The 21,715-nt window shown below is 38.5% G+C and carries 20 protein-coding genes, 1 pseudogene and 2 riboswitches; of the genes and pseudogenes, 13 read left to right on the plus strand and 8 right to left on the minus strand.

Annotated features, from left to right (window positions below; genetic code table 11):
- Positions 1 to 58 precede the first annotated feature (58 nt).
- Positions 59 to 1,288, minus strand: coding sequence for a DUF4465 domain-containing protein (locus CYTFE_RS0100710; RefSeq protein WP_081735870.1), 1,230 nt, complete (start codon positions 1,286 to 1,288; stop codon positions 59 to 61).
- Positions 1,289 to 1,380: 92 nt separating this feature from the next.
- On the minus strand, positions 1,381 to 1,950 hold the full coding sequence (locus CYTFE_RS0100715; protein WP_044214149.1) for a DUF6580 family putative transport protein: 570 nt from the start codon (positions 1,948 to 1,950) through the stop codon (positions 1,381 to 1,383).
- Positions 1,951 to 2,059: 109 nt separating this feature from the next.
- Positions 2,060 to 2,274, minus strand: a riboswitch (cobalamin riboswitch).
- Between the two features lie 143 nt (positions 2,275 to 2,417).
- Positions 2,418 to 2,601: riboswitch (cobalamin riboswitch) on the plus strand.
- On the opposite strand from CYTFE_RS0100715, the gene nrdD reads away from it, so the two are divergent.
- Positions 2,560 to 2,796, plus strand: coding sequence for an anaerobic ribonucleoside-triphosphate reductase (gene nrdD / locus CYTFE_RS29225; RefSeq protein ID WP_152541872.1), 237 nt, complete (start codon positions 2,560 to 2,562; stop codon positions 2,794 to 2,796). It overlaps the preceding riboswitch by 42 nt.
- Before the next feature lie 7 nt (positions 2,797 to 2,803).
- Complete coding sequence (locus CYTFE_RS31750; protein WP_052342902.1) at positions 2,804 to 3,112, plus strand: radical SAM protein; 309 nt, start codon at positions 2,804 to 2,806, stop codon at positions 3,110 to 3,112.
- Positions 3,113 to 3,530: 418 nt separating this feature from the next.
- Here the strand turns inward: CYTFE_RS31750 and CYTFE_RS24365 are convergent, their stop codons facing one another.
- From CYTFE_RS24365 to CYTFE_RS31380, 6 genes and pseudogenes are all read right to left on the minus strand, one after another.
- Positions 3,531 to 4,934, minus strand: coding sequence for a sulfatase family protein (locus CYTFE_RS24365; protein ID WP_044214150.1), 1,404 nt, complete (start codon positions 4,932 to 4,934; stop codon positions 3,531 to 3,533).
- Positions 4,935 to 5,507: 573 nt separating this feature from the next.
- On the minus strand, positions 5,508 to 5,807 hold the full coding sequence (locus CYTFE_RS0100735) for a type II toxin-antitoxin system RelE/ParE family toxin (RefSeq protein ID WP_027470235.1): 300 nt from the start codon (positions 5,805 to 5,807) through the stop codon (positions 5,508 to 5,510).
- Positions 5,800 to 6,048 (minus strand): type II toxin-antitoxin system ParD family antitoxin, encoded by a 249-nt coding sequence (locus CYTFE_RS0100740; RefSeq protein WP_027470236.1) that lies wholly within the window; start codon positions 6,046 to 6,048, stop codon positions 5,800 to 5,802. Before CYTFE_RS0100740 ends, CYTFE_RS0100735 begins: the two co-directional genes overlap by 8 nt.
- A gap of 399 nt (positions 6,049 to 6,447) precedes the next feature.
- Complete coding sequence (locus tag CYTFE_RS0100745) at positions 6,448 to 7,611, minus strand: IS91 family transposase (protein ID WP_027470237.1); 1,164 nt, start codon at positions 7,609 to 7,611, stop codon at positions 6,448 to 6,450.
- The gene (locus CYTFE_RS24370) at positions 7,608 to 8,219 is read right to left on the minus strand and encodes a tyrosine-type recombinase/integrase (protein ID WP_262505569.1); all 612 of its coding nucleotides are present in this window, start codon (positions 8,217 to 8,219) and stop codon (positions 7,608 to 7,610) included. Before CYTFE_RS24370 ends, CYTFE_RS0100745 begins: the two co-directional genes overlap by 4 nt.
- Positions 8,208 to 8,429: pseudogene (locus tag CYTFE_RS31380) on the minus strand (phage integrase N-terminal SAM-like domain-containing protein); the annotation flags it as partial. The pseudogene CYTFE_RS31380 and the gene CYTFE_RS24370, both read right to left, overlap by 12 nt.
- 1,205 nt (positions 8,430 to 9,634) lie before the next feature.
- On the opposite strand from CYTFE_RS31380, the gene purT reads away from it, so the two are divergent.
- From purT to glmM, 11 genes are all read left to right on the plus strand, one after another.
- A complete protein-coding gene (gene purT / locus CYTFE_RS0100755; protein WP_027470238.1) occupies positions 9,635 to 10,831 on the plus strand; it encodes a formate-dependent phosphoribosylglycinamide formyltransferase in 1,197 nt (398 codons plus the stop codon).
- A gap of 187 nt (positions 10,832 to 11,018) precedes the next feature.
- Positions 11,019 to 13,118, plus strand: coding sequence for an ATP-dependent DNA helicase RecG (recG, locus tag CYTFE_RS0100760; protein ID WP_027470239.1), 2,100 nt, complete (start codon positions 11,019 to 11,021; stop codon positions 13,116 to 13,118).
- A 287-nt stretch (positions 13,119 to 13,405) separates the two neighbouring features.
- The gene (locus tag CYTFE_RS0100765) at positions 13,406 to 13,834 is read left to right on the plus strand and encodes a SoxR reducing system RseC family protein (RefSeq protein ID WP_027470240.1); all 429 of its coding nucleotides are present in this window, start codon (positions 13,406 to 13,408) and stop codon (positions 13,832 to 13,834) included.
- Positions 13,835 to 13,850: 16 nt separating this feature from the next.
- On the plus strand, positions 13,851 to 14,807 hold the full coding sequence (locus tag CYTFE_RS24375) for a Fe-S cluster domain-containing protein (RefSeq protein ID WP_044213921.1): 957 nt from the start codon (positions 13,851 to 13,853) through the stop codon (positions 14,805 to 14,807).
- Positions 14,808 to 14,809: 2 nt separating this feature from the next.
- On the plus strand, positions 14,810 to 16,141 hold the full coding sequence (rsxC, locus tag CYTFE_RS0100775) for an electron transport complex subunit RsxC (RefSeq protein ID WP_027470241.1): 1,332 nt from the start codon (positions 14,810 to 14,812) through the stop codon (positions 16,139 to 16,141).
- A gap of 72 nt (positions 16,142 to 16,213) precedes the next feature.
- On the plus strand, positions 16,214 to 17,215 hold the full coding sequence (locus tag CYTFE_RS0100780; RefSeq protein WP_027470242.1) for an RnfABCDGE type electron transport complex subunit D: 1,002 nt from the start codon (positions 16,214 to 16,216) through the stop codon (positions 17,213 to 17,215).
- A gap of 8 nt (positions 17,216 to 17,223) precedes the next feature.
- On the plus strand, positions 17,224 to 17,814 hold the full coding sequence (locus CYTFE_RS0100785) for an RnfABCDGE type electron transport complex subunit G (RefSeq protein ID WP_027470243.1): 591 nt from the start codon (positions 17,224 to 17,226) through the stop codon (positions 17,812 to 17,814).
- Entirely contained in the window at positions 17,811 to 18,395 is a 585-nt protein-coding gene (locus tag CYTFE_RS0100790) for an RnfABCDGE type electron transport complex subunit E (protein WP_027470244.1), read from the plus strand. The genes CYTFE_RS0100785 and CYTFE_RS0100790 overlap by 4 nt, the downstream gene beginning before the upstream one ends.
- A 3-nt stretch (positions 18,396 to 18,398) precedes the next feature.
- A complete protein-coding gene (gene rsxA / locus CYTFE_RS0100795) occupies positions 18,399 to 18,971 on the plus strand; it encodes an electron transport complex subunit RsxA (RefSeq protein ID WP_027470245.1) in 573 nt (190 codons plus the stop codon).
- Between the two features lie 396 nt (positions 18,972 to 19,367).
- Complete coding sequence (locus CYTFE_RS0100800; RefSeq protein ID WP_081735872.1) at positions 19,368 to 20,189, plus strand: pseudouridine synthase; 822 nt, start codon at positions 19,368 to 19,370, stop codon at positions 20,187 to 20,189.
- Between the two features lie 116 nt (positions 20,190 to 20,305).
- Positions 20,306 to 21,697: a phosphoglucosamine mutase gene (glmM, locus tag CYTFE_RS0100805; RefSeq protein WP_027470247.1), complete on the plus strand. Its 1,392-nt coding sequence runs from the start codon at positions 20,306 to 20,308 to the stop codon at positions 21,695 to 21,697.
- Positions 21,698 to 21,715 lie beyond the last annotated feature (18 nt).

Raw genomic sequence — 21,715 nt, forward strand, 5'->3', positions numbered from 1 at the left:
TAATGCAAAAAGAACATCTATGGGCATACTAAGCCCATAGATGCTTTATTTTGTATAATTAGTTTTTAATAAAAGTTATTGATGCTGTACGTCCTCCATTTTCGCAATGGATTATATACATTCCGGGATATAAATCACTAACAGGAATGTCAAATGAAGAAGCAGTTGTTTTTAGTTTTTTAGCAAGATTACCTTCTTTGCTAAAAATGCTAATATTACTGCCTGTTTCTGTTTTTACAGTAAGTACACTGCTTACAGGGTTAGGCAAAACCGTAATTGTTAAATCCGAAGCTTGAGCTTTTGCTTTTGAATTAGGATACCCGGGTGTTGGTAAAGTAGCATGATTATTATTTGTTGACGCACAAGTAGTACAACCAACTTTAATCTCATCTACACAAAGATACATAGGTGTATTGGGGCCGTATTGCCCTGCATCGCTGGTTGTAAGTTCAAACGCTAAAGAATCCACTGTTCCCAAACTTTGTAGGTTTACCCATTTCCAGTTATCAACAACATAAGCTGTCGAACCTGTATAATCAGCAAGGTAATAAGCCACTGTATCAGTTTGTGTACCGTTCAAAAAGCCTCTGATAGTTACATAATAGTAATCTCCATAATCAAAAGCATCAGCAAAACCATCACCACATTTAATTGATTTGTATGTGTATGCGTTTAAGGTTAGGAAAAGCCCACAGATAGAATCATCCTGACTTAAAGCTAGGCCACAATGTCTATATGCGAAGAAACCTTCGTTATATCCATCATACATAACAGCGTACATATCATCCTCCCTGCTTTTTGCACCATCTTTAGGCATTGCAGCAAACTGACTGTGGAAATTTGTACAGGTGGAATCACATGATGGGTCGCAATCAAAAGCCCGTGTATTACTTACAGTAAATCCATCCCAGTAAGGCATACTGCTCCAAGTAGTATCGGCATAGTGCATAAAAGTCAAACATTCTTCCTCATAATTCCAAAATCCTCTATTGGCAGCTATTTGGTCGTTGTATTCATAAGTATGATTCCATACCTTTGTATAGGTATATTTATCTATTAACGAATCTGTACTAATTTCAAAATCAGCAGTATAACAATCATCACAGCTACGTGATGCCGATTGAGATGTGCTGAGAGAAGCAGTTGGAGTAGATTTCTTACTTGCTGGTGATTCAGTAGTTTTGTTACCTTGTAATGCTTGTATAGCATATACATTTTCTGGCCTTTGTGCTAAAAGGCTCATAGAGCAACACAAGAATATTGCAACTAATAAGTACATTTGTTTCATAATGCAATTTTTAAATTATTATTAATTGTGTTATTACTGAGGGACGGCAGATAGTTTTGGCGAACGCTGCCGTTCCGTTTTTAAAATCTTTTTTAAATTGTCTTTAATTTTAATGTCGGTATTTTATATTGTGCAAATTCAAAGGAACCGAATAGGATCCCGCAATAAACTAAATCACCCATTAATGAATTTTTAAAGAATGGAATAGCCACAGTGTAGCATGTTAGTAAACCGCTAAAGTCTTTTGTGTACATTGTCTCGGAAGTCCACACCCCAAAATTTGAGATTAAAAAGAACAATAGTGATGCTGATAAAGAAGCTACAAGGATGTTTTGAGGTTTAATTGGTTTAAGAAGAAAGAAACCAAGCTCACCAATGATAATGAAAGCCAGGTATGTCCAATAAAATCCTGGATAGAAAAAGGTGAAACCATTGAAATACTGAGCGTAAATAGTGTTGTTTATGACTATATCGCTAAGCCACATGGATAAAACCGGGATAATAAGTGCAATGTGCTTTTTTGAAAAGTAGGCTGAACTAAACAGTGCCATAGCCGCTATGGGTGCAAAATTTGGAGGATGTGGTATTAATCTGCTAAAAGCTGCAAATAATACTAAAAGGGAAAGAACCCCAAAACGAATGTCAATTTTTTGTTTTTTCATCGTTACTGCAATTTTCGTTACCTATTAAGTTTTGATTTTGCAGCATACGATGAGAAAGGAAGGCCAAGGAAACATCGTTCTGATTAGCTATCTGTTCTCCGCAGACTGCAAAATCTATGTTATACTGGCAGGTCTTCTGACTTATCTCACTTTAGGTTCCTTCTCATCCGCCAACTGGCGGGCAATGGAATAATACCTAAAGCTGTTTTGAGAATTACAGCAGCGGGAACTGTTGTCGAATTACACGACATTCCCTTTTAATTTCTATTTCAATTAAACTGATTGTTAAATTGAAATTTGAAAACCAATGATGCGACAAATATACTTTACAAATAATGATTCTCAGCTAAAAAAATGAAAAATAGTTTTAAACAATCTGTAACCCAGAGGAAATGGGAGCTAGAGTATTAGATATTTTTTTTCTATTGATAACGAAAATATTGAAGACTCTTTATTTTGAAGTAAACTTGCACAGTCACTTATTGGTTTCTTAACACATCTTTTTTTTGTGTTTGGATGAAAAGGGAATCTTGTTAAAATCAGGAGCTGTCCCCGCAGCTGTAAGTCTATTTACGTTTTGGTAATCAAAAAAGTCATTGTCCCGATATAATTGTAGCTAATGAGCAAACTTACCCAAAAGGAGGTCAACCATACTATACAAATTCAACCCAATTGCCTGTAAATTATACTGATGATTTATTTGAGGCTTTACGTATTCAATATTCATTGCAAACCAAATATACCGGAGGTACTGTTTTTCATACTTCCTTAGGCGAAAGCCAACTGCCAACAAGTTCGGTAAAGCAGTTAATTAAAAAAGTGACAGCAAACTATAAGCTTCCATAAACAAAGCTTGATAGATTACCCAGGTAATATATCGGCAGTAATATTTACTTGTGGCTGCAATTTTAGTTGTAATTATTGTCACAATCCTCAATTAATAGATTCTGATCTAAAAGACCATTCAAATGAGTTAAGCGAAGAAGTGATTTTGGAATGGATTAGCCAAAATAGCAAAATGCTTGATGCTGTTGTTGTAACTGGGGGTGAGCCAACGTTACATAGTATGTTACCCAGTTTCATTCAGAAGATTAAGCAATTAAGGATTAAAGCGAAAATGCCAGCAGATTTAAACCTGTTTTTAAGGCTCCCGCTAGGCTAATGGCCTAGCGGCAGTCTACTCCTTTAGCTTTGTATTGGACAATCAGATTAAAATAACTTAGTTTTGAATTAACCGAAAAGAGTAAAAGTGAACTAAGGTCTACTCCAGTTTTTTAGGACTATCAATCAAATTAGTCTTTTACTCTTTCATTGAAATGAACCAGTTAGAATCTTAGGTTTTCAGGCTTATTAAAGGAGTTGTTCGGCTCCTTTTATACAGGTTCGATGCCTGTGTAAAAGGAAAAGGTATGCCTTAAATAAAGCATACCTTAATGCAAAGAAATCTTCGGTATAATAATCACCATCGGTCGCTGTTCGGCAAGAATAAAGTTAGAAATTAATTCTTTAAAAATGTTTGTTTAAGTCTTAGAATTCGATTGTATGTAGGGCTATATCTATTCTTAAATTTGAAAGCTAAATTACCATTTATAAGGTACAGTTCCTGTTGAATCAATAGAATGTTCCCATTTTTCAACATAAGAAGAGCCTGTTAAAAATTCATCGTCCATACGCTTAAGCTCCTCTGTTAGAGTTTCCTCTAAATTTTTAATGATAGATTCAAAAGCGGGATCTCCTTTTAAGTTTTTTAGCTGGTATGGATCTGAAACATTATCAAAAAGTAACCAATCTCCAGATAAATCTTTGGCGTACGTATACTTTTTTGTTATAACACCTCTAAATTCTTTTCCTCCTCTAGCTCTACTCCATTGACCAAATGGTTGGATACAAGTTACAAGAGAAGCCTTCCGAGTGTCTTCTTTTTTTCCAAGCAATACATCTGTAATATCTTCTCCATCTAAATTTGCAGGTATATTCAATCCTGACATTCCCAACATAGTAGGTAATATATCCAAGGAATTTAATAGGAAATCGCTTTTTTTACCATTAGTTCCAAATAGTGCCGGATATTTAATTATAAAAGGTACCTTCGCAGATTCGTTATAGATTCTTTGCTTCTTAGTTTCACCATGACTATAAATCATATCACCGTGGTCTGAAGTGAAAACGAATATAGTATTTTCTTCAATATTACATCGTTTAATTGCGTCTTGTAATTGTTTTATATAACTATCTAATGCAGAGCAATGTGCGTAATAACCTTTTAAGGTTTTCTTTGCTTTTTTAGTAAATTCTTCTGGCACATTTGGCCTAAGTTTTATATCAACATTAGTATATAAATCTTGAAATTCTTTGGGTGCAGTTTGATAAGGCGCATGAGGAGGTCCCCAAGATAGTACTAAAGAAAATGGTTTTTTACTTTTTGATTGTTCTTCAATATAAGTAATAGCATCTTTTGTTTGAGCTTCAGCATCATATCCTTCCCACGAATGTAACTCATCATCATTTCCCCAATATGTTGAGTTATTATAGGTATGTGAACATTCTAACACTTTCCAATAGTCGAAGCCTTGTCTTCTTTCTTTTGGTATAAATGCCGAACGACCATTTCCGTCAAGATGCCATTTTCCAATATATGCGGTATTATAACCTTGCTTCTTAAAGAGTTTCGCAAAGCTTTCGGATGTAGGATCAAGCAAAATGTCATTCATAAACATACCAGTTTTTAATGGATATTGGCCTGTTAACAACATTGCCCTATAAGGTGTACATACAGGTTCTGTGGAAATTGCATTTGTGAAATAAACTCCCTCAGAAGCAAGTTGATCAATATTAGGTGTTTTAACATCTGGGTTTCCAGCATAGCCTAATGATTCTGCGCGCCATTGATCTGCAAAAACAAATACAATATTCGGTTTTTCTATTTTATTCTTACATGAAATAAAGAATAATGTTGTGAATAATATAATACTAATTTTTTTCATTTTATTATTGATAGTTTGTTGAGCCTTACATACAACGTTAAGGATAAACCGTTGTTTTAGTGCGATTTATGCACTGTGTGTGCCCTGCATGTGCTGCAGTACACCCACACCCGAAGTTGTTGAAAAAGTTTGAAAATACAAATTATCTTCAATAAACCATGGGTATGGGTGTGTTTTATTTTATCCAGAGGGTGAAACGAAGTTCACGAATTCTTTAATATAAACATTTGTATTCGTAAAGTCCCATCACGGGCGGAGGTAACGCTTCGAACCATTAGCAAGTGGCACTTTTTACGAATGTAAAAACGTGGTGGTTGTTGGTGACGACAGCAGTGAAGGTTATTTGTGAGCGGTTAGCGCAGTAAATACCGACGGCAAATTGGCTCCGCCGATCTTCGATTCCCCATGATGTAAGGAACCGCCGTATATGATCGAATAAATTAAAATAGTATTTTAATTTGTGAAGAGGAATAACGAAGTTACCCGTACGTACTTTTTATGGCGTAAAAAGTCGTGGTGAGAGGCTCTTCGCTAGGTTAATGGCAGCGGCAGTCTCCGATTGGGTGTAGTTTTTTATTCTGCTATTCTATTCTTTAAGTCCATTTGTTCGTGTAGAATTCTTGTTATTTCAATCGTATTGTCTAAAGATTTGCGATAAAAAATAATGTGTCGATTTACTTTTACCCCATATAATTTAGAGGTTATTCCAGTGTAGTTTTTGCCAAGTTCAGGGTTGTTCGCAATGTCTTGGCAGCTACTAAGTAGAATTTCATAATATTTGTCTGCTTGATATTCAGACCACGTTTCAAATGTATAATCCCAAATATTATTTAAGTCTTGTACAGCTTTGTTAGTCAATTCGTATTTAGCCATTCCTTTTCTTTTTGGCTTTCAATTGTTCAAGATTCTTTTGAGGGTCAAAATCGTGAGCAATTCCACTATCAATTCCTTCTTGGATAGCATTTCTTAAAGCAATCGCTTTACTTTCTTCATTTTCTAAAAGTCTAAGGCCTGCACGAATAACTTCGCTTACATTTTTATATCGACCAGCAGAAACTTGTGTCTGTATAAATTGGTCAAAATAATTACCGAGAGATATTGAAGTATTTTTCATTTTTTTAATGTTTTAACCAAAGTTACCAATAATTGGTAAAAACACCAAATCCGCATCGTTTGATCAAATTACACCCAACTTATAAGGATTTTATCCTTTGTTCGACCAAGATAAGTAAAAAGTTGAACATTGATAAATATCCAAAATTATGATTGCTAATATTTATTAGTCATGAAGGATAAAATTACGTTGAACGAAGGCGGCCTAACCTATGCACATTTCATCTAGTTCTTTTTCTTTGTAAACGCTCTGATCCTAATATTTCTCTGTTATTTATACAACATTCTTTCATCAGCATGTTAATTTCGTTTGGTTTAAGGCATAACAATCCCGTTACACCCACATGAACGGTTGTTTTATTTGCATCCATGAAACAAAGAACGTTTTATCTGCTTAATGTCATTCTAGTTGGTGCAATATCCTTGTGCGAACCATTATGCCTTTATTGCATTTGGGGCATATGCAAGGATCCTTTCCTATTAATGCTCTTAACACTTCATATGAGGTAAGGCCTTCGAGGTTTGACAACCACATATTTTCACCCACTAGTGCAATTACCTGTTCTCGTTTACCATGTATATGTACCGTTGCAAGTATGCCAACATATCTGATTTTAAAGAATCCGCTAGGTAAGACGTGATGTATAAAACGCCTCACAAATTCAAGTTGATTTAAGGTCATTTGTTTTTGCTTGCTATTTTGTCTGTAATCTTTATAGGTAAAGCTCACTTGCTTGTCCGATAAAGATGTTAGCCTATTATTAGATATAGCTACCCGATGGGTGTATCTGCCCAAGTATTGTAATACACTGTTGATACCCCCAAACGCCTTTTTACAGTATACATTCCATCGTTTACTGTACAGTTCTGATTTCAACATTTGAGCTCCTTCAAACTCCTTAGGTAACCTCAGTTTTTCCTTGATCAGTAGTTTTTCGAGTTGCTTAACTAGTATACCTCTAAACATGCCAGACAATGCCTTTACGGGCACAAAGAACTTCTTGGGCGAAGCAACCCATTCCATACCATCCGTAGACAGGCCGCCAGCGGGAACCAGCATATGAATATGGGGATGATACATTAATGTTTGCCCCCAGGTATGCAGTACACATAGTGCTCCAACATCAGCACCTAAAAATGAAGGATTGCGTCCTGCATTTTGTAAAGCTTGGGAGGCAGAACGAAACAGTAAGTCATAACATGCTTGTTGGTTGATGTAAAACAATGGATGTAGCTCCCTTGGTATGGTAAATACAATATGAAAGTAGCGTCCGGGCATTAATCGACTAGTGAGCTTATTGACCCATTGCTGCTGCTTTAAATACTGACACTTGGGGCAATGTCTATTGCGACAAGAGTTATAGGACTGTTGACTGTAACTACAGCTGCTGTTATTACAATACGCAATATGACCGCCTGCTTCTGATGTACGGCACCTTGTTATAGCTTCAATAGCTTTTTGTTGTTCTTTGTTCAACCTTAACTTGGTAGCAATATCATCTTGACAGCTCCTCACAACATCGGCCACTTCTATTTTCTGTTTACTATTTTCGGTGTGACTCATGGCTGTGCCTGTTTTATTGGAATTAACAAATTGGGAACTTCGCCAAGGTAAGGGTGAGCCAAATGAAGATAACCTGAGGTTGTTTTTAGTGAACTGTGTCCCATCAGTAACTGCAACCGTTTCAAATTGATACCTCTTTCAAGCATATGAGTAGCAAAACAATGTCGTAACACATGAGGCGATACGCCTTTATTTATACCTACTGATAAGGCAGCACGTGATACTATCTTACGAAAACTTGTTGCGGAATATTTCTTCCCTTTTTTAAAGCCCTCAAAAAGATACTTCGAAGGACGATACTGTTTAAAATAAATTCTGAGTTGTTCTAATATATCCTCTGGAAGTGGTACTTCTCGGCTTTTATTACCCTTGCCCTTTATGCGTACAACCAAACGTGCCGAATCTATTTGCTCAGGCAACAAACTTAGAGCTTCTTCGCACCGCATGCCCGTTGCATAAGTCAACATCATTAATGTACGATGTTTGACATTATATGAACTTGTCACCAAACGATAGGCATCTGACTGAGACAAAACCGTGGGTAGTTTCTTCGCTACTCTTGGACGCTTTATCTTAATGCCATCCCACTTGTTCCCAAGTATATCCACCCAAAATATTTTCCAGGCACTAATCATTTGGTTGATGGTACTGTTCGAAAGCTTTTTTTCTTGAAGAAGATAATAGCAGAAATCTTTTACTTCCTGATGACTAAGTGTTGACGGAGACCTCCTGTAATACTTTGCCAAAATCGAGAGCATAGATACATAAGTATCTACAGTTCTCTCACTGTAACCGCGTAAGCGCATTTCTTGAATGACCTGCGCGCGTAATGTTTTTTTTCATCTTATAAAGTATTAATGAATAATACTTTAAGTTACCACTTTTCTAATTAGCGACGAAGGAGCTTTCGTTCAACTTGTTAGTAAATGCACTATAGTGCATATATATATAATATATCATGATTAAAAGTGCACAATATATACCAAATAAGGTGGTATTGTGCACTTTTTTATTTTACGTCGAATTCCATAATTCATCTTCATATAAATTAAGTTCACTACGTCTGAGACCTGCAGAATAAATGAATGATAAAATACATCTGTGCCTGATGATGTAAGTATTCATTCATTTCGTTAATACCTATTTCTGAAAGATCATCGTTCTTAAATGCAGTACAAAAATCTCTCATGCATTTCGAATAAGTTCTTATTGGTACTCTCGTTATATCTAAGTCTTTCTAATTTCTCCAAATAGCCTTTGGGTAAGTTTATTTGTTTTCTTTGTGTGCCCATTTACTTTAGAGAAATAATGTTCATAACATTAAAAAAGCTAAATCAGTAAACAAAATAATTGTTTGTTATCCTTACTTAAAATTGCCTTAAAATAAGATTCTGCCACGTTTTAAAATGTAAGCAAGGTAGATTTTAATTTGTTACTGCTTACCAAAAAAGAAATGGGATTACAATGTTTTTCTTGTCCAGGTTACTAGAAATATTTGCATGACAACTATAGACATTATTTATACCCAACTTTTGGCACTGACCCGCTGAAGCTAAGGGCTTGAAATTAGGGGTGTTGATATTCAAATTTAATAACAATTTCAAGTAAAAAACATAGAAGTTTTTAATTGTAAAAATCCATATTCAAGAACTCTCATTTAATGAATATCTTCCATATAAATACCACCTATCAGTTAATGAACCATAGGGTAGGCCAGAGCAATAGCCCCGTGGCCGGCCTGGCGAGAAGCTTTACGATGGCGAGTTGAAGATTATATGCTCTAATCGGTCAATGCGTCTGATTGGATTAGGGTGAAAAACCATGTGTGTTTGGTTCTGGATGAATCAATTTTCACTTGCTTGTCTTTCAGTTTTTTGCTTCCCAATTAAAAAGACTATTTTTGCGCGTTTGAACATTACCTGATTGAAATAGAATATATGAAACGAGCCATCGGATAATCTTTCTCCTACAAGATAATGATTCAGTTGGCGGGTTTTATGTAGCAAATGAAAATTATAAACGTATGACTAATACAGCAAAAGTAAGCATAGGCACTCCACTGTCTGCATCTGCCACTAAAGTGATCATGTTAGGTTCGGGTGAGTTGGGTAAAGAAGTGGTGATTGAACTTCAACGATATGGTGTTGAAGTGATTGCCTTGGATAAGTATAAAAACGCGCCGGCCATGCAAGTGGCCCACCGCAGCTATGAGGTTTCTATGTTGGATGGAGAGGCACTGGCTCGGATTATTCGTCAGGAAAAGCCTGATTACATTATTCCGGAAGTGGAGGCTATTGCCACAGATACTCTATTACAGCTGGAAAATGAAGGGTTTAATGTGATTCCAACAGCCAATGCGACAAAATTAACCATGAATCGCGAAGGTATTAGGTCTTTGGCTGCCGAAGAACTGGGATTAAGAACTTCGCCTTACCGATTTGCAGGAACCAAAGAGGAGTTTGAAGTAGCAGTGGGAGAGATCGGCTTTCCCTGTGTGATTAAACCTATTATGAGCTCCTCGGGTAAAGGACAGAGTGTGGTGAAAAGCCCGGATGATATTGATGATGCATGGCAATATGCCTTGGATGGTGCACGGGGTAACAGTGACCGGGTGATTATTGAGGGTTTTGTGGATTTTGATTATGAAATAACCTTGTTGACCATCAGTCATATAGGGGGTGTTTCTTTTTGTGCACCCATTGGTCACCGGCAAGAGGGCGGCGATTATCAGGAGTCATGGCAACCTCAAGCGATGAGCTCAAAGGCATTGGTCGACTCCAAAAGGATGGCTGAAGAAGTCGTGAAGGCTTTAGGCGGTAGAGGACTCTTTGGAGTGGAGTTTTTTGTGAAAGGTGATGAGGTTTACTTTAGTGAACTTTCCCCTCGTCCGCACGATACTGGTATGGTGACCATGATATCACAGGATTTAAGTGAGTTCGCCTTGCATGTGAGAGCCATTCTTGGATTACCTATTCCTAATATAGTGCAGCATGGACCTGCTGCCAGTAGTGTGATTATGGTGGAGGGGAACTCTGCACAGGTTTCATTTTCCGGCATAGAACAAGCTTTGACAGATCCGGATACGCAAATTAGATTATTTGGAAAGCCTGAAGTGCAAGGAGAACGTAGAATGGGTGTGTGTTTGGCTAGGGGAGCCTCCGTTGAGGAAGCCAGGGCTAAGGCCAATAAGGCAAGTGAAGCTGTCAAAGTGCGCTTATAGATCACCATATTGCAGATTAGAGTACATAAGAGACTGTCTTAAAGATTATGTTGGCTTGAGATGGTCTCTTTGTTACCGAAGAGATTAGGTGCCTTGTGAAGAGATCACTTGTCATCTTTGTGCCTCGCTTTTGGAACATGTTATGCTTTCTTCTATTTTTGTAATTTCTATTTTTTGATAGTGTTTTATGTCAGAACTGTCTACTAAAGAGATAACTTATTTGCCGGGTGTAGGTCCTAAAAAGGCCGAATTACTAAAGAGTGAACTTAAAATCCAATCTTATGAGGATCTGTTGTATCATTTCCCTTATAAGTATGTGGACCGGAGCCGGACTTTTAAAATTAGGGAGATAGACAGTACTTCCTCGCATATTCAATTGCGTGGTAAGGTCGTTGCACTGAATTCTGTCGGACAAGGAAAGTCGCAGCGTTTAGTGGCCCGCTTTGCCGATGAAACAGGGGAGATTGAGCTAGTGTGGTTTAAATTTATAAAGCAGATTAAAACAGGTATTGATCCAAAGGCTGAATATATCGTTTTTGGTAAGCCTAGTAAGTTCAATCAAACATACAATATTGTTCATCCGGAGATGGAAAAGGTAGATGAAAGCAAGCCTCGTTTAACATCTGGTTTACAGGCCTTTTATAATACCACCGAAAGGATGAAGAAAGGCTATTTGAATTCAAAAGGTATTCAGAAGATGCAACAGAACATATTTTTGTCGTTCAAAGGCGCTATTTCAGAAACCTTGCCTGCTTATATTGTGCAGCAGTACAAATTGATGATTTTAGATCAGGCACTGCGTACGGTACATTTTCCTCCCAATTCAAAGGCTTTGGAACAAGCCCAGTTTCGCTTGAAATTTGAAGAGCTTTTTTACATTCAGCTTAGTATTTTAAAATTAAAGAATCAGCGGAGCCTTCGTATCCAAGGACATATATTTGCTAATGTGGGCGATTTTTTTAATCATTTTTTTTATAATAATCTTCCCTTTGAACTCACAGGTGCACAAAAGCGTGTAATACGGGAAATTAGAAATGATATTGGTTCAGGAAGGCAGATGAATCGTTTACTTCAAGGGGATGTGGGGAGTGGCAAAACAATGGTGGCTTTGATGGTGATGTTGATTGCCCTTGATAATAAGTTTCAGGCTTGTTTGATGGCGCCCACCGAGATTCTTGCAACGCAACATTACGAATCTATTATGGAGCTGTTACAGGGGATGGATTTAAATGTGAAGCTGCTTACAGGTTCTAGCAAAAAGAAGGAAAGAGAGCAGATTCACGCTCAATTGATAAGTGGTGAACTGCAAATATTGATTGGTACGCATGCTCTACTCGAAGATGTGGTTCAATTTAATAATTTAGGTTTGGTGATTATCGATGAGCAGCATCGCTTTGGTGTGGCGCAACGAGCTAAGTTGTGGAAGAAAAATAGCATTCCTCCCCATGTGTTGGTGATGACGGCCACTCCAATACCTCGTACTTTGGCCATGACGGTTTATGGTGATTTGGATGTGTCTGTGATTGATGAATTGCCCCCCGGTCGAAAGCCCATAGAAACCAAACATTATTTTCATAATCGTAGAAACAACCTGAATCATTTTATTAGAACTGAAATTGAAAAAGGAAGACAGATTTATGTGGTGTACCCCTTGATTGAGGAATCGGAAAAGATGGATTATAAAAATCTGGCAGAAGGTTTGGAATATATGCAGGCTGCTTTTCCAGAGTATAAAACTACCATGGTACACGGAAAGATGAAGGCTGCTGAAAAAGATGCAGCTATGCAGGAGTTTGCTAAAGGAGAAGCCCAAATACTGGTGGCAACTACGGTGATTGAGGTGGGCGTGAACGTGCCCAATGCTTCAGTGATGATTATCGAGAGCGCAGAACGCTTTGGCCTGTCGCAATTGCATCAACTTAGAGGGCGTGTAGGACGTGGAGCTGAACAGAGTTATTGTATCTTGATGACGGGATATAAATTGGGCGAGGATAGTAAAAAGAGAATGAACATCATGGTAGATTCCAATGATGGTTTTGAAATAGCCGAGGCCGATATGAAACTACGTGGTCCGGGTGATTTGGAAGGTACTCAGCAAAGCGGTTTGCCTTTTGAGTTGAAGATTGCGAACCTTACCCGTGATGCCCAATTGTTACAACATGCCCGTAATGTGGCCAATGCCATCTTAGATAATGACCCCACGTTGGAGAAACCCGAAAATCAAATTCTCAATAAACAACTTCGTAAGCTGGCCCGGCAAAAAATGAACTGGAGTTTGATAAGTTAAAGGTTTCAACTTTGAAGTCACTTTTAATACCTTGCTTAATTAAAGAAAAATTTCTTTATAATCCCCATATTGTCAATACTTAACCTGATAAAAGACAGGTTTAGGAAAAATTGAAAAAAAAATACAAGCCTCTTTTTTTTAATTGTAATCTCCACTTTGCACTATTCATCAAGGTTTTGTAATGTCTACATAGCAATATAATTTATTTATACCAATTCCAAATAGCAAAATGGCGTTTTCTGTAATATCTGATTAATTACATTTGTTCGGAAATTTTGCTTGAAATCATGACGAAATTAAAGTTTGTAGAGCATACGGGGTACGTTGAATCCTTCAATTCGGATCAGGTGAAGGTTCGTATATTAAGCGAATCAGCCTGTGCATCCTGTCATGCCAAAGGGGCTTGTACTGCATCTGATATGAAAGAAAAGGTAATTGATGTTAGCACGTATGGGGTAGATCACTTGGCCGTTGGTCAGCAGGTGGTTATTAGGGGTCAAAAATCTTTAGGGTTAAAAGCATCGCTGATAGCCTATATATTCCCATTTATTCTGGTGTTTATTACCTTGTTTGTTGTGCATGGAATCACGAAGAGTGAGGGTATTGCAGGTATTGCATCCCTAGCTGTGTTGGTTCCTTATTTCATAGGAGTTAAGTTGTATACTCCAAAGCTTGAGAAAACATTTGTATTTACTATCAAAGAAATAATCGGTTAGATAAAATTAATATAAAATGAACGTAGTAGTAATAACTATTTTAACGCTTGGAATATTAGGAACCGTGGCGGCTTTGGTGCTTTACTTTGTGGCACAGAAGTTTAAAGTGTTCGAAGATCCAAGAATCGATCAGGTTGAAGAGGTGTTGCCTGCTGCCAATTGCGGTGGGTGTGGTTTTCCGGGCTGTAGGGCTTTTGCCGAGGCTTTGGTGAAGAGCGACGATATCTCTTCCTTAAACTGTCCAGTGGGTGGAGCAGAGACCATGGGTGCAGCTGCCGCCATACTCGGAAAGGAAGTGGCAAAGTCAGATCCTATGCTGGCTGTTGTGCGTTGTAACGGTACATGTGAAAACCGACCTAAAACGAATCATTATGACGGTGCCACATCATGTGCAGTGGCTGCTTCGTTGTACGGAGGAGATACGGGTTGTAGTTATGGCTGTTTGGGATGTGGCGATTGTGTGGAAGCATGTAACTTTGATGCCATGTATATGGATGAAAAAACAGGATTGCCTGTTGTTAAAGACAACTGTGTAGCTTGTGGTGCCTGTGTGGATGCTTGTCCTAAAGATATTATAGAACTTAGGAAGAGAGGTCCTAAAGAACGTAGGATATTTGTTTCGTGTGTGAACGAGGACAAAGGAGGAGTGGCCAAAAAGGCTTGTGCTACTGCTTGTATCGGATGTGGTAAATGTGAAAAGGTGTGTCCTTTTGATGCTATCACGGTGGAAAACAATTTGGCTTACATCGATTACAATAAATGTAAACTGTGTCGTAAGTGTGTCGTTGTATGTCCTACGCATGCCATTCATGAGATCAACTTTCCATTGCGCAAAGCAAAGCCTGAGGCCAAGTCAGAAAGCCCTAAAAATGCAGCAGGCCCTGTTGCTTCGCAAGAGGCAGCTGTAAAGGCAAGCAATGGCGTAAAAAATGATAACAATACATCTTCGGATAATAAAAATAAGGAGGAATAAACGTGTTAAAGACATTTTCACTTGGAGGTATTCATCCTCCCGAAAACAAATTTTCGGCCGGTAAAAAAATTGAAGCATTACCGGTTCCTTCGCAAGTAGCCATTCCGGTTGCACAGCATATTGGCGCTCCGGCTGCTCCCATAGTAAAAAAAGGTGACACCGTAAAGGTAGGTACCTTAATTGCTAAATCTACAGGTTTTGTTTCAGCCAACATACATTCTCCGGTGTCCGGAACGGTTTTTAAGATTGATAACATCGTTGATGCCAGTGGGTATCGCAAGCCGGCCATCATTATCAAAGTAGAGGGTGATGAGTGGGAAGAAGGTATTGACCGTAGTACAGCACTTAAAAAGGAGATTAGCGCTACTTCTGAAGAAATTATTAAAGCGGTGGCAGATGCTGGTATTGTAGGTATGGGAGGCGCAACCTTTCCTTCTCATGTGAAGCTTTCTGTTCCTCCCGGGAAGAAATGCGATGTGCTTATTCTAAATGCGGTGGAGTGTGAACCATATTTAACAGCCGACCATCAGTTAATGATGGAGAAAGGTGATGAGATAATGGTGGGTACTCAAATTATTATGAAAGCACTAAAAGTGGATAAGGCCATTATTGGAATTGAAAATAATAAGCCGGATGCTATTCAACATATGCGATCATTGGCTGCCTCTTATGCGGGTATCACCATTGAACCATTGAAGGTTCAATATCCACAGGGAGGTGAAAAGCAATTGATTGATGCTTGTATCAATAGGCAGATTCCTTCTGGAAAGTTGCCTATCGAAGTGGGAGCTGTGGTTCAAAATGTGGGAACCATCCTTGCTGTTTATGAAGCGGTTCAGAAGAATAAACCTTTGTTTGAGCGTGTGGTTACTGTGACCGGTAAGTCGCTTGCTAAACCTTCTAACTTCCTTGCTAGAATAGGAACGCCTTTAAATAACTTGATTGACGCTGCCGGCGGCCTTCCTGAAGATACCGGAAAAGTAATTGGTGGTGGCCCTATGATGGGTAAGGCCTTGGTAAGTACTGATATTCCAATTACCAAAGGAAGCTCAGGTGTGCTGATCATGCCCGATGAAGAGGCCAAGCGTAAACCCATGCAAAATTGTATCAGATGTGCAAAGTGTACAGAGGTATGTCCTATGGGACTGGAGCCTTTCTTGCTGATGACTGTTAGTGACAAGGCCGTTTGGGACCGAGCTGAAGAGGAACATATCATGGACTGTATTGAGTGTGGTTCATGTAGCTTTACTTGTCCGGCGAACCGTCCTCTGTTGGATTATATACGACTGGGAAAAGGTAAAGTGGGACAAATTATGAGGAGTCGTAATAAATAGGTGTCCATTATAGGTTTCAAGTTATTCGTAATGAATAAATAAAAATATAAGCGTTAGTTAAATAATTGAAATATGAGCACATTAACTATTTCACCTTCACCGCACGTTCATAGTGGGGATAGCGTGAAAAAAAATATGTACGGAGTTATCATTGCCCTTATCCCGGCATTGCTAATTTCTTTTTACAACTTTGGTTTGGGAGCCCTCGTTGTAAGCGTGACAGCTGTTGCATCTTGCCTGGTGTTTGAACATGTTATTCAGGTTTACCTGATGAAGAACGAAACATCCATATGGGATGGATCGGCCATGATAACAGGTTTGTTGCTGGCTTTTAATATACCAAGTAATCTACCCATTTATATTATTGTTATAGGTGCTTTGGTATCCATTGGTATTGGTAAAATGTCTTTTGGTGGATTGGGTAACAACCCCTTTAATCCAGCATTGGTAGGAAGGGTTTTTCTATTGATCTCTTATCCTGTGCAAATGACCAGCTGGCCAAGACCGGAACGAATTCCTTTTACATATACCGATGTTACTACAGGTGCAACGCCGCTATCTGTAATGAAGGAAGCCTTGGCCAATGGAGAGTTACCTACTAATATTTTAAATGAAATACCTAGTTATCGTGATATGTTTTTAGGTCTTCAAGGAGGTAGTGCTGGTGAAATGGCTGGATTGGCTATTTTATTGGGCTTGGGTTTTATGCTTTTTCGTAAAATTATCACCTGGCATATCCCAGTTGCTGTGATTGGATCTGTATTTGTATTTACTGGTATCCTGCATTGGACCAACCCAATGATGTATGCGCCACCTATGTTTCATATTCTTTCAGGTGGTTTGTTCTTAGGTGCCGTATTTATGGCTACAGACTACTCAAGTTCGCCCATGAGTCGAAAAGGAGGTATTATTTTTGGAATCGGAATTGGTGTTTTAACGGTGGCTATCCGAATTTTTGGAGCTTACCCGGAGGGTATTTCTTTTGCGATACTTATTATGAACGCCTTTGTTCCTTTAATTGATAAATATATTAAACCTAAGCGTTTCGGAGAGAAACCGGTGGTTGCTAAATAATTTGAATCATGGCAAAAACAGAATCAACATTAGTAAATATGGTAGTTGCCTTGCTCGTTATTACAGCGCTTGCTGGTGGTACGCTTGGCATGGTTTACAAAGTAACAAAAGAACCTATTGAGGCTGCTAAATTGGCCAAACAACAAAAGGCAATTGAAGAGGTAGTTCCCGGGTTTGATAATAATCCCACCGATGAGGTGTATGAGCTGACTTCTAAAGAGGGTTACATATTGAAAATATTTCCTTGTAAAAAAGGGGGTGAACTCTTAGGTGTGGCAATCTCTACTAAAACAGAAAAAGGGTTTAGTGGAGAGTTTAAGGTGATGGTTGGCCTCAAACCGGATGGAACCATCATTAATTATTCAGTGCTGGAGCATAAAGAAACTCCAGGGCTGGGCTCTAAGATGCAAGAATGGTTTAGGGTTGAAAATACTCCGCAGAATATATTGGGTGTTAATCCGGCCAAAACCAAGATGATTGTATCTAAGGATGGCGGTGATATTGATGCTATTACAGCTGCAACTATTAGCTCAAGGGCCTTTCTGGATGCTGTTATGATCGCTTATGATACGTATAAAAAAGAAGGAGGTAAAAAATGAATCAGTTACAAAATTTTACAAAAGGCTTCTTTAAGGAGAATGCTGTTTTTACCTTGTTGCTAGGTATGTGTCCTACACTGGGGGTGACTTCTTCAGCCGTCAACGGGCTGGGAATGGGACTGGCAACTACTTTTGTGCTTATAATGAGTAATATTGTAGTTTCGCTGGTTAAAGATCTGATTCCGGATAAAGTACGTATCCCTTCGTTTATTGTGATTATTGCCTCCTTTGTAACCGTGGTAGAGCTATTGATGCAAGCCTATTTGCCTGCTCTTTTTGAGTCATTGGGATTGTTTATTCCGCTGATCGTTGTTAACTGTGTGGTGTTAGGACGTGCAGAGGCATTTGCTTCAAAAAACGGCGTGTTGTCCTCGCTCGTTGATGGTGCAGGTATGGGGCTTGGTTTTGCTATGGCCTTAACCATACTGGGAGCCGTGAGAGAATTTTTGGGAAGTGGTAAAATGTTCGATATGGTAATCTTTCCAGAACAATATGGTATGTTGGTATTTGTTCTGGCGCCGGGAGCATTTATTGCCCTGGGATATTTAATTGCACTTATTGACAGAATTAAAAAAGCCTAAGAAATGGAATACGTTTTAATATTTATATCGGCCATCTTTGTTAATAACATTGTATTGGCGCAGTTCCTGGGGATTTGCCCGTTTCTGGGAGTTTCAAAAAAGATTTCTACCGGTATTGGTATGACTGGGGCAGTGACCTTTGTAATGGTACTGGCTACCATTATTACTTACCTGGTTCAAACTTTTGTGTTGGATGTTTTTAACTTGGGCTATCTGCAAACCATCACTTTTATTTTGGTGATAGCCTCATTGGTTCAGTTGGTAGAGATCATACTGAAAAAAGTGAGCCCTCCACTATACCAGGCACTGGGTGTGTTTTTGCCGTTGATAACCACTAACTGTGCAATTTTAGGTGTGGCCATTCTGACTATTCAAAAAGAATACGACCTGTTGGAGGCTGTTGCTTTTTCAACAGCTACTGCTATTGGTTTCGGACTGGCGCTGATTATATTCGCAGGTATTCGGGAGCAATTGGAGCTGGTTGATCTGCCCAAAGGTATGAAAGGAACACCTATCGCCTTATTGGTGGCCGGTATTCTAGCTTTGGCATTTATGGGATTTGCAGGCCTAGTTTAAATACTATGTAGTGGCTGCAAGAAAACGACTGTTTTTTCTGTCTTTGATAAGAAAGCTTCAAAGACAAGGCTTTCGATATTTTTGAAACCAAGGAGTTTACTGATTGTAAATGACTGTTTCAAAAATGAGAATAAGGCAGTATTTGGAGTTTTTTTGCAAAGACTATGTAAGTTTATAATAGATGGAGTGATCCATAATAAATTATAGAGAGTGCTCGTTAGGGCACTCTTTTTTTGTATATGCTTATTACCCAGACTTGGCGTAAATGTTATGCGTAAATGTAAAAAAGAATGCTACTGGTTTGTGTTGGTATGCTCTGTGTATAAAAAAAAGGTATGATTCGCTATAATTGTGATTACTCAATATTATTTATGACCTTTGCACAAATTATACGGTATGATGAGTGAAAGGAATTTTAAAGGTTCTGGAAAAAGTAGTAATAAAAACCAAGACAGTAGTGACATGGCATTTGAAAATGAACCAGATAAGTCGGTTTCTCAACCCAAAGAAATTAGATTAAATAAGTTTATAGCCAATGCAGGTGTTTGTAGTAGGCGAGAGGCGGATAAGCTAATAGCTGAAGGATTGATTACTGTGAATGGAGAAACTGTAACAGCGGTGGGAACTAAGGTGAAACTTTCTGATAAGGTGATTTATCAGGGAAAAGAACTTAATGCTGAAAAATTGGTGTATGTTCTTTTGAATAAGCCTAAGGATTGTGTTACAACATTGAGTGATCCGCATGCAAAACACACTGTTATTGATCTTGTGAAACATGCTTGTACTGAGCGAATTTATCCAGTGGGACGATTGGATAAGATGACTACAGGCGTTTTGTTGATGACCAATGATGGTGATTTAGCCAAACGGTTGACGCACCCAAGTCATGAGCACCGGAAAATATATCATGCTTTCTTGGATGCGGATATCACGCAGGATGATTTGAATAAGATTGCCAAGGGATTTGAATTGGAAGATGGATTTATTAAAGCAGATAAAATTTCTTTGGTACAAGGAAATGCCAGAGAGGTAGGTATTGAAATTCATTCGGGTAAAAACCGTATTGTACGTCGTATTTTTAAGCACCTGGGGTATGAGGTCGTTAAATTAGATAGGGTTTATTTTTCAGGTCTTACGAAAAAAGATGTTCCTCGTGGAAAATGGCGTTTTTTAAGCCCCAAGGAGATTACCTTTTTAAAAGCTGGTATTATGAAATAATTTATTGGTGTAAGTAGTTCGGTATTTGATCATATCAGTGCATGAAAGGAACACTGTCTTGTGAATTATGATCATCTTTACCGTTGGATATTCATTCAATCAAAATATTATATATTATGACCTTAATTAAATCTATCTCAGGAATTAGAGGTACTATAGGAGGAAAGCCGGGTGACGGACTCAGTCCTTTAGATATTGTTAAATTCACTGCGGCCTATGCTGTCTGGGCTAAAAGGAATGCGCACAAGGAAAGGATTACTGTAGTGGTAGGACGTGATGCACGTATGTCGGGCGCCATGGTGGATAAAATTGTTGTAGGTACATTGATTGGTTCTGGTATTGATGTGATAAACTTAGGTTTGTCAACCACACCAACAACCGAATTGGCTGTTACCATGGAAAATGCTGATGGGGGTATTATTCTTACTGCTAGTCATAATCCTAAGCAGTGGAATGCCTTGAAGTTACTGAATAGCAAGGGAGAATTCTTGAGCGCCACGGATGGAGAGATGATCCTGAAGATTGCGGATGCGGCGGATTTTTCGTTTGCGGATGTGGATTATTTGGGTTCTTTAAAAGAGGATGACAGTTATTTGCAGAAACATATAGACCATGTTTGTGCGCTGGATTTGGTCGATGTGGAAGCTATCAGGTCGGCCCATTTAACCGTGGCTTTGGATTGTGTGAATTCTACCGGAGGAATATACCTGCCACCCTTATTGAAGGCATTAGGAGTAAAGAATGTGATAGAGTTGTTTTGTGAACCCAATGGGCAATTTCCTCATAATCCCGAACCTTTACCTGAGAATTTAACTGAAATCTCTGCGTTGATCAAAGATAAAAAGGCGGATGTTGGTTTTGTGGTGGATCCGGATGTAGATCGTTTGGCCATTGTCAATGAAGACGGAAGTATGTTTGGTGAAGAGTATACTTTGGTGGCTGTATCTGATTATGTATTAAGTCAAACCAAGGGTAATACGGTATCTAACCTTTCTTCGACCAGAGCTTTGCGTGATGTTACCCAGAAACATGGAGGATCCTATTCGGCTGCAGCTGTAGGGGAGGTGAATGTGGTGAGTAAAATGAAAGAAACCCATGCTGTAATCGGAGGCGAAGGAAATGGTGGCATTATTTATCCGGCCTCCCATTATGGACGTGATGCCTTGGTAGGTATTGGTTTGTTCCTTACTTTATTAGCTAAATCAGGTAAGTCATGTTCTCAACTTAGAGCTTCTTATCCCAGCTATTTTATTTCCAAGAACAAAATACAATTGACGCCAGAGTTAGATGTGGATAAAATTCTGGCTGCTATGAAAGCAAAATATAGCCACGAACAGGTGAATGATATTGATGGAGTGAAAATAGATTTCCCGGATAGATGGGTTCATCTTCGTAAATCAAATACCGAACCTATTATTCGCATATATTCCGAAGCATCCAGTGATGCTGAAGCTGATGAGCTGGCCCAAAAAATCATTGCCGATATCAAGGAAGTGGCTGGAATTTAGTTTTTTATTCGCATAAAT

Origin of the sequence: Saccharicrinis fermentans DSM 9555 = JCM 21142 (assembly GCF_000517085.1) — a bacterium.
Classification (GTDB): domain Bacteria; phylum Bacteroidota; class Bacteroidia; order Bacteroidales; family Marinilabiliaceae; genus Saccharicrinis; species Saccharicrinis fermentans.

What these genes read in the sequence shown, in the direction of transcription:
- CYTFE_RS0100800 (WP_081735872.1), top strand. Translation starts at nt 19,368, where the DNA reads ATGATGAGTGAAAGGAATTTTAAAGGTTCTGGAAAAAGTAGTAATAAA.
- CYTFE_RS0100765 (WP_027470240.1), top strand. Translation starts at nt 13,406, where the DNA reads ATGACGAAATTAAAGTTTGTAGAGCATACGGGGTACGTTGAATCCTTC.
- recG (WP_027470239.1), top strand. Translation starts at nt 11,019, where the DNA reads ATGTCAGAACTGTCTACTAAAGAGATAACTTATTTGCCGGGTGTAGGT.
- rsxA (WP_027470245.1), top strand. Translation starts at nt 18,399, where the DNA reads ATGGAATACGTTTTAATATTTATATCGGCCATCTTTGTTAATAACATT.
- CYTFE_RS0100780 (WP_027470242.1), top strand. Translation starts at nt 16,214, where the DNA reads ATGAGCACATTAACTATTTCACCTTCACCGCACGTTCATAGTGGGGAT.
- CYTFE_RS0100785 (WP_027470243.1), top strand. Translation starts at nt 17,224, where the DNA reads ATGGCAAAAACAGAATCAACATTAGTAAATATGGTAGTTGCCTTGCTC.
- CYTFE_RS0100790 (WP_027470244.1), top strand. Translation starts at nt 17,811, where the DNA reads ATGAATCAGTTACAAAATTTTACAAAAGGCTTCTTTAAGGAGAATGCT.
- CYTFE_RS0100740 (WP_027470236.1), bottom strand. Translation starts at nt 6,048, where the DNA reads ATGAAAAATACTTCAATATCTCTCGGTAATTATTTTGACCAATTTATA.
- CYTFE_RS0100735 (WP_027470235.1), bottom strand. Translation starts at nt 5,807, where the DNA reads ATGGCTAAATACGAATTGACTAACAAAGCTGTACAAGACTTAAATAAT.
- CYTFE_RS24375 (WP_044213921.1), top strand. Translation starts at nt 13,851, where the DNA reads ATGAACGTAGTAGTAATAACTATTTTAACGCTTGGAATATTAGGAACC.
- CYTFE_RS0100745 (WP_027470237.1), bottom strand. Translation starts at nt 7,611, where the DNA reads ATGAGTCACACCGAAAATAGTAAACAGAAAATAGAAGTGGCCGATGTT.
- CYTFE_RS0100715 (WP_044214149.1), bottom strand. Translation starts at nt 1,950, where the DNA reads ATGAAAAAACAAAAAATTGACATTCGTTTTGGGGTTCTTTCCCTTTTA.
- CYTFE_RS24365 (WP_044214150.1), bottom strand. Translation starts at nt 4,934, where the DNA reads ATGAAAAAAATTAGTATTATATTATTCACAACATTATTCTTTATTTCA.
- purT (WP_027470238.1), top strand. Translation starts at nt 9,635, where the DNA reads ATGACTAATACAGCAAAAGTAAGCATAGGCACTCCACTGTCTGCATCT.
- glmM (WP_027470247.1), top strand. Translation starts at nt 20,306, where the DNA reads ATGACCTTAATTAAATCTATCTCAGGAATTAGAGGTACTATAGGAGGA.
- CYTFE_RS0100710 (WP_081735870.1), bottom strand. Translation starts at nt 1,288, where the DNA reads ATGAAACAAATGTACTTATTAGTTGCAATATTCTTGTGTTGCTCTATG.